This window comes from Paenibacillus sp. WC2504 (assembly GCF_052682475.1).
Window position 1 is genome coordinate 6084322 of sequence record NZ_JBQZFH010000001.1, and the last position, 13186, is coordinate 6097507.

Sequence of the window (13186 nt, forward strand, 5' to 3'; positions counted from 1 at the left end):
CTATATCTCCTTTCTTATAAACCCTTTTCAAGATGTTTCCCTATCGTTGATTGGTAGAATTATATTAAAAGAAAAGGCTCTAGCTGGTAGCATATTTGCTATTAGCACTTCTCCATCGTGAATAACTTTTATTACCTCTGTAGTTTCTGTCGAATAAATTGCTGGTATTAACGAAGGTCCATACAGCTCCGCGTGATGAAACCATTGTTCTTTAATCGCTTTCGAACATGTGTACATTAGGTTATTGAGTAATATTCCTTTTGAAGTTATTAATGCGAATTTAAACACTTTTGCCATTTTACTCACCTCATTAGTTGATTTTATGAATCTATGAATCTAGTAATAGTATTCTCCTAATACAATTTTTTATACTTATAAATAGTATTTTATTAAATTATACTTATACGTTCGTGTCTCAATTTAATGCCATTGTCTACACTTTTAATTGAGGTGTAGACATTATGGGAGACATCCTAAAAATAGTTGGTGCTAGGGTTAGGGACATCCGAAAAGAGCGTGGACTAACCCAAGAACAGTTGGCTGAGGTTTCTGGCTTCCATTTCACTTATATTGGAGCGGTAGAACGTGGTGAGAAAAACATCACGTTGCTTAATCTTGAGAAGATGGCAGAAGCATTAGATATTGAAGTACAGGAACTTTTTAGGTATGCTGACTTAGACTTAGGTCAAACAAGCAAGCAAAGAGATCTCCAGGAAGTGCTTGATTTACTTTTACGTCAGTCAAATGAGGATATTAAGAGAGCAAAGTTTATTTTGTCGGAATTTTATAGAAGTAAGTGAAAATGAAAGCAAATAGAGGCTATCCGCTAAGGATAGCCTCTTGGCTTGTTGTTTGTTTTATTCCAATTAGATTCCGGACGACAATTGTACTAAGACAATGTTCTGTGAGCTTAATAGCAAATAGTTTTTCAGATTCTTTTTTAAGGACTATAAAGGGAATTTGCTAATTCAAAATAAAGTCTAAGTCTGCCTCAGGTATCATTAAACTATCGTTCATCGTTAGTTGAACGGAGGTTAATTCATTTTACTCGAAGTGTTCCTCTTCAAGATAGATAACCTCAATCTCGTTAAACTCATTTTTCAGCTTCTCTACAAGAGATTTTACACCGAATATCTCTGTAAATGTATGGCTTCCAACAATTTGATTTAGTCCAATGAATTTGGCATATTGCACCGAATAAAGCGTTTTTTCACCTGTTAAATATACATCGCATCCTGCCTCCTTAGCCTGACTGATTAAAGCAGTAGAGTTTCCAGCGCCTGTTATTACGCCGACCTTCCTAATTAACGTATTTGAATTTTTCCAAGCCTTTACATCTTCGCCTAATCTACTAGTGATTCTCTCAACCAGCTCTTCGAAGGTTATCGGTTCTGCATATTTTCCGATTCCGATGATTTCTTTATTTTCTCTAAAGTGAGTCTGTTGAATTATTTCTGATACTCCTATTTCTTTTAAAAGTGAATTGCATGTACCAAATTCAGCAAAATCCAATGGAAGGTGTATATAAAAATGAGAAATACTATTTTCTTCTAGCATCTTGGAGCATTGCTCCTTCATACCGTAAATAAAATCCCAAGCATCATGATGCGTGATAATAAGCTGAACATTTTCATCCACTGATTTTTTTATCACTTCTGGAGTAAGATTCGTTGTGTATCCTACTCGAAAAAATTCTTTCGAAGGTGGATTATTAAAGCCATACTCATCGTTTTCCCTGAACTGTTCAATCAAGTTGCCAAAGGTGTTTTTTATAAATGTATTGAAATCATTAAGGTGCATCTAGTTCCCCCCTAAATATAAATCGTTTTGATAATTTTACCATATCACAACACCGCACTTAATTCAGCTATAGTATTCTGCCCTTTAGTTTAGTAATGGCGCTATTATTCTGATCCAAACCATCATACTGAAGGGCAGAGAAAGCAGAGAAAGTCTAAAAGAACCGACGATAAAGTTCTCTACGGCGCTCGCCGCGAAGTTGGGCATATATTTGAGTGGTCGATGCCTTCTCATGTCCCAGCATGCCTTGAATGAAATCCAAAGGTGCTCCGTTGTCGAGCAGCTGGCACGCATACGTATGGCGAAAACGATGAGGGTACACGTTGGCATCGATCTCTCCCCGATCTGCAAGCCGCTTTAATGACCACCTGATCGTGGGAATGGCCATTCGGCGAGTGGGATGAGTGTCGGTTATAAACAAGACTTTGCACGAATCATTACAACTTGCCAGTTACTTTTTCAACCAGACCTTGCACTCGGTAGTGAAATAAACTTCTCTCTGTTTAGATCCCTTACCATTAAGGATTTCAGAGCAATTCTCCCAGTTCAAATCTTCAATGTTTATTTTTTGTACTTCTCCAACTCGGCAACCCGTACTGTACAGGAATTCTAGAAGAGCTCGCTCCCGCATGGAGAGACAAGAGATCTTCAAATGGATCACATCTTCCTCAACTAAAAACTTTGGAATACGTTTTTCCATCTTAGGTTCTCTTAATTTTAGAGAAGGGTTTGATGATAGGTAGGTTTCTTCGTATGCAAAGCGAAACAGAGATCTAACAAAACGGATACGATGCCCTAAACTACTTGGCTTCAATCGATCAGATTGTTTCGCTAAGTATTCCTTTAACAGCTGTAGAGTTACAGCTGAAATATCGATATCGCCAATTTCATTAACCAGCATTCTTAGCTGCAAGGCGTAGGCTTTTAATGTGTTAATACTGAATCCCTGGATGCGCTTATCGGCTTCATACAGTTTCCACAATTGACTTATATTCATAATTAAACCTCCCATTAGTCCTATTAAATCTAGGTTTTCTTCTAATGAGAGGTTTTAATCGGTTGTATTGAATTGAACTAGCGTTCCTCGTTAGTTGAACGAGAAATAGAGTTTATAATTCTTTTGCCATTACGATACTCGTTTCTTCATAGCCTAACTTTTCATATAAACCACGAGCAATTTGGTTATGGGCAAAGACATGAAGTCCTATACTCTTGATGCCAATTTCTCTTCCCAACTTTTCTATATCTTCCATCGCTTGCTTGCCAAAACCTTGCCCTCGGTAATCTTCCCTAATTTTAATATCGTAAATAAACCCTTTGTTGTTTGGTTTCACTGCAAACCAAATCATTCCAACCTCTTGGCCGTTAGAACGAATAGTAAATAGTTTGTTATCAGTGGTTTTCTCGCCATCAGGCAAAAGGTGTGCATATTGTTCTGTTGCCTTACTAATAGATTCCTGTTCGTTCCAATTACCAGATTGCACATTGCTTTTTTCATAGCTCTTAATTGCAGAATTAAGGTAGTCCTGAAATTCAGTCGAATTCATTAAATCTAATGTAATCATTATTCTCCCTCTCTGAAAATAAAATGAAAAAAGTTATTTCATATTTCCTTTTGAAAATATCAAATATGAGTTCTTAACTCAACAATCTATATTAGCATATATTGGAAGTATTCTGCCCATAGCGTAACATAGCTACCATTACGTGCCGACGTTATTATTTAGCCCCGGCTAGGTTAGGTCAACCAGAAACTTGCGTAATCTAGATTACTTAACTATCCATATCTCATCGCGATCCGTTGGAATGTCTTAATGTGCTTGTTAAAATTGGGAATGTCCCCAAAGTTCTTGTCATCTAATTTTAACAAGAACTTGAGGACAAAAAGGAAAAAGCCACATCACATGCGACTTTTACTGTAACTATTTTCTTGTCACCCGACATTACCATTAATGGGGTTCACCCATTCTTTGCACGAAAACTTTTGTTGTCAATTAACGGCAATCTAATATCATTCTTAACATACTTCAGAGATCTTACATGGTTGACATTGAGAAATATGGGTATTTCAATTAATCAGTACAGAATTTGAATATCGTTCACCTTGTTCCTTTACACCATTTGTAGTTACCCAGTGTACTGTTTTAACTCGATAGTAATAATCAGTTTGTACATTTATTGACTGTGCACCGTAAACAGTATAATCATTTTTATTAATTGCATCCCCAAATATAACAATGTCGTTCCATGTACTCCCATTCCATCTTTGTAGAACCAAACGAACACCAATTTCGTCTACATACTGCGTGGAAGAACTTTGCCCGCTTATAACGGTTGATCCATTTCCTTTATTTGTAATAGAGCCGCCGCCACTTTCAAGAAATTTAAACCCGGGATCGAAAGCAGTATAAGGTGTAATAATTTCCGGAGGGGCCGGTGGATTATCAGTCGCTGCAGATGAAATAGCCGGTAAAACTGATATTAACCCTAAAAGTGTAACTGTTGAAATGATAGTATTTTTAATTTGCATGACCCTTACTCCTAATTTATTAGTATTTTGTATCTATATACTAAAACGCTAAAAGGAGTAAAAACCTGACAATTTTTTTGAATTTAATACGCTTATTAGAAATAAAATGAGGACTAAAGCTTGCGTCATTCAATAGATTTTACAAAATCAACTAAACTTTCAAATTCGAGCTTACTATGTAATTCATAAAGTATATCATCCGACAACCATTCCATGTGAATACCGCCTTCTGTGTAATGAACGACAGTTACAGAAAAACGGTTTATTTGCAATGTTTCAATCTTCCCAGCTGCATCATTAATGGTAGTTTTCCAGCCTGAACCTTGATTTATCCTCTTTTGTGATAGGATAATGATATCCTTATCATCGGAATACTCCAATGTTCCATTCCTGTATTTTCCGTCTGGATCTTTAAAAACTCTAATTCTCCTCAACTCAAAATTTTTGGGGAGTAATTTGGGAAATAATATTGGAAAATCGAGCATTTTATTAGCTTGTTCGATGCTTACTTCTTCAGATAATATATTAGTTGATTCGCCAGTTGCAGGTATTATTGGTTTAAGATCCAAATCCGGTGGAGGAGCAGTTTTTGCATTCTTCGAGTCCTGCTTGACTTCTTTCCCATACAGTATCTGGGTTGCACCATTCTGTGCTTTCTTTACTAATTTTAATAATGTAGAAATAGGGTTTGCTTGAACACTAGAAGCTGGAATTACAGAACTAACAATTAGAATAGAACTTGCAACTGCTGACACAGTTAACATCATTCTTCGAATTTTTCTAGAACGCATTTCGGCATTCATTCTGTTTTGTATATTATTCCATGGTACTTCACCATCAGGAATTTCGATTTGAGAAACTAAGTTCTTTACAGCATTTCTATACTGTTCATCTTCGTTATTCGATTGATGGGTCACGCAATTTCACCCCATTTTTTTATAAGAATCTCATATAGTTTTTTCCGACCACGCGATAATCTCTGCATAAGTGCATCATGTGAAATATTCAATTCACTCATTATTTCTTTGTAAGTCAGTTCCTCAATGTAATACAGTAGTATCACAACGCGATATTCGTACTTTAAATCATCGATAGCAAGATATAGAACCTCATTACGAACCATAACCTCAACGACTTTATCAATTTCACTGAAACTATCTATTTCATAGTCTGAGTTATTCATAACTTCTTCTGTGTTTGAAAATAGTTTGTACTTTTTATTTTTCCTTAGTAAATCGTAGGCTGTATTTCTTGTAATTCGATAAAGCCAAGCTCTTATACGCTCTGTACTCTTCAATTTAGGTGCCATCTTAATCGCCTTAATAAATGCTTCTTGTATGACATCTTCAGTTAATGCATGGTCATTAAGTAAGAAAAAAATCTTTCGGTACATTGTATTTCGAAAATAATTAAATATTTCCTTCTGAATGGTTGGATCTAGAGAATGTATATTACTGGTGAGAAGTAAAAGCAAATGCTCGCTTTGTGTATTTTGTTCATGTTGTTCATCTATCATTATGTGCCTCCATAGTAAGTGGCTATATCGTTGAATAAAATTGGGGAATGTTTAAAATTCCAATTTTTCTCTCCGGTTTTTTATTTTACCAAAAATGATAGAGTAATACCATGGTATTAAGGTTTATTTTCCAAAATGTAGAATTTATTTTAAAAGTTCTGTCAGAAAAAAGTTGAAGATTACGTTATTTAAACGAGGATTACTTGGAACACCCTTCCAGTTCCCCTACATGGTGGCCACCATTTAAACTACAATAGTGAGAATTGATAGTAAGTCCCCCCTCTCCTTTGTGGCTAGGTGATAGTTGCGTTGCGTCGAGACAGACTTCATCGAATGTAATAAAATTTTCATCATTAGAGATTATGGAAGAAATTAAAATAATATATTATTTTCAGGAGGATTACTAGAAATGAACAAAAAATTTGGTATGTTTTTATCAGCAGCATTGCTTACAGCATCGATTGGAACCGGTACAGCACTTGCCTCATCTTCAACAACTCCAGAGTCAAACGTAACTGTACAGGCTACAGATACAGGAATAATAAAGCCATTTTCTGTGATTTTAGACACCTCCTATACATATAACAATGGTCAAGGAACAGCAAACTTTAACTGGAAGTATGCTGGTCATGATGAGACAGTTCGTGTATATGTAAAAAACAACAGCGCAAAGGCTATCAATTATAAATTGGTTTCTCCATTAGGAACTAACTTTGTTAATACTACACTCCAACCTGGAGAACAAAGTACCACTCAACATAGCTTTGCTGGACAACAAAATGGAAATTGGACTTTGAAATTTGATAATAGTGATGGATCTGTAATTAATGTTGATGTTGCCGTACGTGATGGTCTATAAATAGATCGCTAACTAAAAAACCACGAAGTCTTGCTGCTTCGTGGTTTTTCCAAGTATTTTTAATCTTCATTACTAGACATTCATGACAACAGTAATTAAAAATTAGGTATATTGCATTTAATGTTGATTTTTTGAAATTTTCCGTATTAATACAAATCTAATAGTTATCGATTGAACTTTCTTATTTCACACCGAGGAATGAACTCAAAAAAATATAGAGCTAGAAAATTATTTATATTCTTAGTTAAAAATCGATAACTTTAGTTAATACAAATTATCCCAAAATAATTATTTTGAAAGGAAGTATAATAATGAATAAATTAGCAATTTCAGTATGTTCTGCATTGATGGTATTCTCCCTATCAACAAGTGCTTTTGCTGATTCCCCAGTCGCTTCAACGAGCTCACAACAAATCTCAAGCGAAAAACAAGCTACTCAATTCGGTGGAGTTATTTTGAAAAAAAAATTGAGCGCCGAAGAGTTGGCTGAGGTTATACATGATTCTGTTCCAGCAGTACCTTATGATTTAAACAATGCTGATACTGGAAAAAACCAAAGTAATTCTCCTGTCTTTGCTCTCGCCGATACTAATCTAACATATTCATTTAATAACTTAAATACAGGAGACGTTCTTGAGACAATCCAAGGTTTCTCTCTAGGAGCTACTAAAACAGTTGCGCTTACCTTGGTTCAATATACTAGTTCATTTGCTTCTGCGCCTGAAATTTCATATGAAATAATTAATATTGCTACAGATTCTAGAGTTGGAAATGTCCAGAAAGTTAAGGGAGAATATAAAAGCAGCAATATTACTATCGCCTTTCCTAATATTCCTGCAGGTAACTATTTAATTAGAATTATTGGGGTTGGTGGTGGTCAGAGTGCATCCGGAAATGGTTACACAAATAACTAACTTGCACTGAAGACAAAATGAAAATGCCATGTAAAGAACTAAAGTATGGATATTAGTTAGTTAAACAAAAATAGTTAAAAAACAACCCAGTACACACTAAGTACTGGGTTGTTTTTATGTTTCATCTGCTTGGATGTTTATTCTCAAAAAACTAACACAATTGGAAGTTTCTTTACTTGTTATTATCTATTAGGGGAACATTAAAAATCAGTTTCTCTATAGCCTCTCCTCTGTAATAAACTACAGAATCCGTACGCTTCTCTTCAATCTTTCGCTGTGGTATTATTTGCAAGTGATCAGGAAGTTCTTTGGGGGTATGATATTCATTCGTAAATCGGTACATTTTCATACTGCCCTCTTTCTTTTCTTCCCCACCTATTGATCCAGTTCCCAAAGTATTTCCTTTGTCATCTTTTACTTGAATATTGCTAATAGAGGAATTATCAGTGAATGAGTAATTTAACGGAACAGCGATTTCGTATTCAATGTAGGTGCTCAGAGGCCTAAAAACCACTTTTGACACCGTAATCGTAACACCATCTACTTTCTTTGATACAATTGGCTCGTATGTTTTTGTAGCATGATCTGAAAGCTTTCGTGAGACTGGAATATCAATTATCCAATTATCTTGAAAGCTTTCAATTTTATTTACTTTAATTGTAAGTTGGAATTCCTCTGGTAATATCATTTTTTGTTCTAGTTTATTATCGTAAACTACATTGTAATAGACTATTCCACCATAATTACCATCTTGTAGCGTATGGAATTCCCCACCTGAATGAGATTCCAATTTTTTACCGTTAATATACAGTTGAACATCATTTGAGTTTAAAGCAGGTTTGTATTCCATATCCTTTGTATAAGATTGAACCATATCGAATACAAGCTCGTTTTGGTCAACGTACAAATTTTCAACATTTAAGCTGATACCTTGTTTTGATACCCCTTTTCCAACAGGCGTGCTAAGTCCCTTTTCCACTATTTGTTTTGTTAGACTTTCTAATGATAACAAGTTAGCTACATAAGCTAAGACTTGTGGGGAGTATGCAAGCGTGATGACAAAAAAACAAATAACCATAGATAAAGATAAAGCAATTAATCGCTTATTTAATTGTCTTACACCAGGTGTTTTTTTCAGATACCCTTTCTCCAGAGTTAGTTTCTTCTGATTTACCAAGTCAGCGCTGTTTTTTAATAAATCATCGATTGAACCGTTCATCCTAATTCAGCTCCTTTAAGCAATAGCTTTAATTTCTCTTTCGCCCTTCTGAGCCGTGACTTAACAGCTTCAATACCAATTTTCAAAACAGCTGATATCTCATGAAGTGTCATTTCTTGATAGTAATGAAGAATGATAACTTCACGGTACTTGATAGGAAGTTTCATTACTTCTTCTAATACACCTGTTTCGTCCAAACCTGAATAATGATCTTTGACGACTGAGGCATTTGAGGGATGTTCAAAAAATACTAATTTTCTCCATATTGATGTACGAAGAATACTCTTACAGCGGTTTATTGTACATACTTTTAGCCATTTGCGAACTGCAGTTCTATCTTTTTCTGGATCAACTTTATGTAATGCTGTCATAAATATTTCCTGTATGCAATCTTGCGCCAGCTGATAATCATTTAAGTAGGACATAGCTAAGTGAATTAGCTCACTTTGATAATCTAAGATTAAACCTTCAATAAAACAAAATGTTATGTCATCATGCTTTATGGAGGACTTCACCTTGCCTTTCAAATCATCGATCACTTTGTAATCTATCATAATGCACTCACCTCCCTTATAAATACGCTTTGTGGTAACAAAAAGGGTCACTTTTCAAAAAGAAATATATTTAATGAGTTTATACCGAGTCCTATGTACGTCGCTAATAAAGCCTAATCACCCACATGCTCCGCGCAACAATTGGTACTAATCCATCCTGCATAATCATTAAGATGCTTAATGGAAGCTTGCTCCATCATATATATTAACCAATACGTTTAGGGGGACGATATCTTCCAGTTCACGATATCGCAAATGGATTATATGTCTCAACAATAGTTCGGACAGTTTCGTATAGTTTCTATGCATTTGTTGTATTTATATTATGATACATACCGATCATTATGGAATCCTATCAATTATTTCCCTATTATTTAGCCAATACTGGATCTGGTTGGAATCAAAAGCATATCGAGGCCCATGTGGCCTATCTATCATATCTATCAGTGGATTCAATGTGTTGAAGGGGAAGGAGATCTGTGGATGGGAAGCAAACCCTTTGGGATGAAAGGAGGCATGAAGATGCTCCTCTTAAAAGGAACTCCCCATGAATATTACGCGCTCAGTTTTTTCCTAAATCGTCTTCGACGCTATCAAGTCAAGCCACTCCTTACACAGATAGTTGGCATGCAGTCCTCCTGCGCCCTCTTTCTGTTTAGACCTGAACTACTTTTAGCCATAATCCAACAGGTTCTGGACACTCAAAATTCAGATTCCCACTTGACTTGAAACAACTCAGCCCTAATCAATTTTCGGAAGCTTCATCTTGGATAATTTCAATTCATGTGAGCTTCTTTTAATTAATCATGAAAAACGACAGTCTAGGTTGAGAAAGTAATGTCCTAAACTGTCGCTCTTATCAAGCAAACGTTCCCAGTTAGCTAAATGAGAGAACCTTATTTTTTCTCTAGTAAGGCCCACGTAATCTCAGGTTCATCTCCTACTAGGGTTATCATTCGCTCCTCCTAAACCTTAAATGTTTTCCTTTATCCAAGAACGTAACTTATCAGCATAGAAAGAGCGTTCATCTGGATCGGACTGAGATCCCTTTGTCAGATAAAGTTGATCATTCACATATCTAGGGTAAACATGGAGATGATAATGCCACACGTCTTGATTGCCAGCAGGCTCATTATGTTGCCGCGTAGAAATCCCATCACATCGATATGTACTTTTCATTGCAAACGCTGTAAGCTGAGCCGCGCGGTGAATTTCAACAGCGTAATCCGCAGGGAGTTCAAAGATGTTCTCGAAATGTTGATTAGGAACAACAAGAACATGTCCTTTATTGTTTGGCCACCATTTGCTCGCTATAAATGCCGTTACCTTTTCATTCTGATAGATGATATCCCTTTGTTTTGTTCCCTGATTAGGTCGCTCGATACCCGAAACACGACAAAATGGACATTCGTATCCTTCGGGCTTATGTGAAAATGATGCTGTCATCTATCTCATTCAACTCCTTCCATATTTTTCCGACCAGCTATTAGACGCAGGCAACTTTGTTCGTTGCGTTATTCTGCCCTTTAGTTCAATGAAAAAGCAGCCGACCATTCTGGCCGACTGCTCCAATGTTGGTATTTTCCACTAACGGTAACAATAGGTAAGCATTTGATGTTATCTCTAGCTTTTCCCCTGTTCCACACGGAGCGTACGAGTTTCCCAGTACTCTGCGTTCCCTCTAACTGAATTTACTAAATCATAACTTCCTCGTTACTCTTCGATTTTAGGATATGTTAAACTGGATTTAATGTATACTTTCCACGGTAGTTGTTGATCTTGCACATCATCAATTCCGTTAGTCCCAGTTTGTTCTTGAGTACGTCAATCGTCTGTATCTGAGTTTGAAGTATAAGTTGACCGACCTCTTTGTGGAGAATTCGGAGGTTATTAAATTTGTCGTTTCCACCTATGTCTGGTGGGATGTAATGGTGGCAGTAAACATCCGATGCGAAGAGATACATGCCTGTAATTTCGCATTTCCCCATCTTCATACTATACCGACTAATTCGATTATCCATATACTCCACACTCTGATTCGGGATACTAAATGTTGTTAGAAGGTATATTTCTTGACGTAAATCTAGCCGAAGCTTTCTGTGAATTTGCTCTCTGCCTGCTTTGGTAAAGAGTGAAAGTCCCAGACTAAAACCCATCGTATTCTTGGTTTTCACATTGGCTAGAGGATATAGATAAACATCGGCAATTTTGAAAGTCCTGTAACCCAAACTGTAAAATTCACTGTATGTTGGCGGTGGATTTGCAGGATGCTCGTATTTCCCGATTTGTTTAAGACGATTGTACATGAAAGCACGCAGATCGTAGGCAAGACGTGAGAACGCAACACTTACATGTGTTGCCCGATTGAAATAGTTGTGAATTCCTAGAACAAAGCTGTTGAAACGTGCAGCAGATAGTGCCGTTGGCGAAGACCTCATTTTGAGAATGTGTTTCTTGGCTTCGCTCCTCATTTTCTGCACTTTGCCTGATTTAATGCCCGTATGCGCTACTCGCTTTTGTCCCTTTTTGTTTGCTCGGATTGTAAAACCAAGAAATTCCGACTCTCTTTTTCGCAGATTAATGATTTGCGATTTCTCAGGAGAGACATCGAGTTTCAGGCGGTCTTTGAGATACAGAACTACCGCATGATACCATCTCTGAGCCGATCTCCAATCTCTGCAAATGATTTTAAAGTCGTCGGCGTAACGCACCAGATAGCCTTCTTTCAGACTAGAACGTATTTTCGCAGCCCTTTCGCCCGTTCTTGATTTGAAAGGTTTTCTCAGTGGAAAGAGTTCCCATTGGCCGGCCACCCAGTGATCGAGGTCGTTCAGCACAATGTTAGAAAGAAGTGTTGACAACAAGCCCCCTTGAGGCACACCTTTGGACGGCATTCCTTCCCCCTCGATTTCGGCTTTTAGCATCTTAGAAATGCACCGAAGAACCTTTCTATCCTGAATCCCCATGTTCCAAAGTTGCTTTACGAGCAAGGTATGGTTGACGTTGTCGAAGAAACCCAAAATGTCGATGTCCACCACAAAATGCATAGATGCCTGATTGATGAGAAATTGAACTCTTGACATGGCATGATGTGCAGATCGAAGGGGTCTGAAACCATAGCTGTGGTTGTAGAAATGGGCTTCAGCTATGGGCTCAAGGACTTGCTTAAAGCACTGCTGGATGATGCGATCGAGGATGCAAGGAATGCCAAGCGGTCTCATTTTGCCGTTATCTTTTTCAATGAGCTTCCGTCTGACTTTCTTGGGGCGGTAATTTTCAAGTGCACTTTGGATTTCACGGACTAGTTCTTGTTCGGGTCGTTGTTCGATGTCTTTGATGGTTAGCCCATCTGTTCCTGGTGTCTTCGATCCTTTATTAGACTTCATTGCACGATATGCCAGCAAAATATTTTCTCTAGATGTGACGATCTCATACAGATGAGAAAAAGTCTCTTTTTCTGCTGCTCTCGCGTGCAAGTCTGTAAAAGATTCCGTCATGCCGTAATACTCCCAATTTCGTAAAGCTTGCACTGTGGCATCCCTCCTGACGAAGCGATGTTCCCACATTCCTACCTGATCGGTGCAATTCATGTATGGAAAATGATCGTTCTTTTCAATTAGACTTGGAGCTGTTCCTCCACCTCCATTACAGAGGATTCATCAGTCGTGCCCCTGCCCTCACAAGGATAAATACATTTCGGCATGTGCCTTATTGCAACCGTTTCGGGTAACAGCCCATCCATCTTGCAACGTCCCTTGCTTTCCAAGTCCCTTACAACCTAGCTATCTATTCTG

At 37.2% G+C, this 13186-nt stretch carries 14 protein-coding genes and 1 pseudogene; 4 read left to right on the forward strand and 11 right to left on the reverse strand.

Annotated features, from left to right (window positions below; all coding sequences use genetic code 11):
• Window positions 1–27: 27 nt before the first annotated feature.
• Window positions 28–297, reverse strand: a complete 270-nt coding sequence (locus ACUN27_RS27370; RefSeq protein ID WP_445559891.1) for a hypothetical protein — start codon at window positions 295–297, stop codon at window positions 28–30.
• A 164-nt stretch (window positions 298–461) separates the two neighbouring features.
• On the opposite strand from ACUN27_RS27370, the gene ACUN27_RS27375 reads away from it, so the two are divergent.
• Entirely contained in the window at window positions 462–800 is a 339-nt protein-coding gene (locus ACUN27_RS27375) for a helix-turn-helix domain-containing protein (RefSeq protein WP_145662867.1), read from the forward strand.
• Between the two features lie 244 nt (window positions 801–1044).
• On the opposite strand, the gene ACUN27_RS27380 is transcribed toward ACUN27_RS27375, so the two are convergent.
• From ACUN27_RS27380 to ACUN27_RS27405, 6 genes and pseudogenes are all read right to left on the reverse strand, one after another.
• Window positions 1045–1800, reverse strand: coding sequence for a Nif3-like dinuclear metal center hexameric protein (locus tag ACUN27_RS27380; protein ID WP_445559892.1), 756 nt, complete (start codon window positions 1798–1800; stop codon window positions 1045–1047).
• Window positions 1801–1954: 154 nt separating this feature from the next.
• A pseudogene (locus ACUN27_RS27385) lies at window positions 1955–2812 on the reverse strand (tyrosine-type recombinase/integrase).
• A gap of 97 nt (window positions 2813–2909) precedes the next feature.
• Window positions 2910–3365, reverse strand: a complete 456-nt coding sequence (locus ACUN27_RS27390; RefSeq protein WP_445559893.1) for a GNAT family N-acetyltransferase — start codon at window positions 3363–3365, stop codon at window positions 2910–2912.
• 503 nt (window positions 3366–3868) lie between these two features.
• A complete protein-coding gene (locus tag ACUN27_RS27395) occupies window positions 3869–4330 on the reverse strand; it encodes a DUF6147 family protein (protein WP_445559894.1) in 462 nt (153 codons plus the stop codon).
• A gap of 125 nt (window positions 4331–4455) precedes the next feature.
• Window positions 4456–5247: a DUF4367 domain-containing protein gene (locus ACUN27_RS27400; RefSeq protein WP_445559895.1), complete on the reverse strand. Its 792-nt coding sequence runs from the start codon at window positions 5245–5247 to the stop codon at window positions 4456–4458.
• Complete coding sequence (locus ACUN27_RS27405) at window positions 5244–5846, reverse strand: sigma-70 family RNA polymerase sigma factor (protein ID WP_445559896.1); 603 nt, start codon at window positions 5844–5846, stop codon at window positions 5244–5246. The genes ACUN27_RS27400 and ACUN27_RS27405 overlap by 4 nt, the downstream gene beginning before the upstream one ends.
• A gap of 409 nt (window positions 5847–6255) precedes the next feature.
• On the opposite strand from ACUN27_RS27405, the gene ACUN27_RS27410 reads away from it, so the two are divergent.
• Window positions 6256–6705 (forward strand): hypothetical protein, encoded by a 450-nt coding sequence (locus ACUN27_RS27410; protein ID WP_445559897.1) that lies wholly within the window; start codon window positions 6256–6258, stop codon window positions 6703–6705.
• Window positions 6706–7016: 311 nt separating this feature from the next.
• Window positions 7017–7619 (forward strand): hypothetical protein, encoded by a 603-nt coding sequence (locus ACUN27_RS27415; RefSeq protein ID WP_445559898.1) that lies wholly within the window; start codon window positions 7017–7019, stop codon window positions 7617–7619.
• 172 nt (window positions 7620–7791) lie between these two features.
• Here the strand turns inward: ACUN27_RS27415 and ACUN27_RS27420 are convergent, their stop codons facing one another.
• Window positions 7792–8838 carry a DUF4179 domain-containing protein gene (locus tag ACUN27_RS27420; RefSeq protein ID WP_445559899.1) on the reverse strand — a complete coding sequence of 349 codons (1047 nt, stop codon included), beginning with the start codon at window positions 8836–8838 and terminating at the stop codon, window positions 7792–7794.
• Entirely contained in the window at window positions 8835–9392 is a 558-nt protein-coding gene (locus tag ACUN27_RS27425; RefSeq protein ID WP_445559900.1) for a sigma-70 family RNA polymerase sigma factor, read from the reverse strand. The genes ACUN27_RS27420 and ACUN27_RS27425 overlap by 4 nt, the downstream gene beginning before the upstream one ends.
• Window positions 9393–9812: 420 nt before the next feature.
• Here ACUN27_RS27425 and ACUN27_RS27430 point away from each other — a divergent pair, with 420 nt between their 5' ends.
• Complete coding sequence (locus tag ACUN27_RS27430) at window positions 9813–10121, forward strand: AraC family ligand binding domain-containing protein (RefSeq protein WP_445559901.1); 309 nt, start codon at window positions 9813–9815, stop codon at window positions 10119–10121.
• 243 nt (window positions 10122–10364) lie between these two features.
• On the opposite strand, the gene ACUN27_RS27435 is transcribed toward ACUN27_RS27430, so the two are convergent.
• Window positions 10365–10838, reverse strand: coding sequence for an HIT family protein (locus ACUN27_RS27435; protein ID WP_445559902.1), 474 nt, complete (start codon window positions 10836–10838; stop codon window positions 10365–10367).
• A gap of 290 nt (window positions 10839–11128) precedes the next feature.
• The gene (ltrA, locus tag ACUN27_RS27440; protein ID WP_445559903.1) at window positions 11129–12922 is read right to left on the reverse strand and encodes a group II intron reverse transcriptase/maturase; all 1794 of its coding nucleotides are present in this window, start codon (window positions 12920–12922) and stop codon (window positions 11129–11131) included.
• Window positions 12923–13186 lie beyond the last annotated feature (264 nt).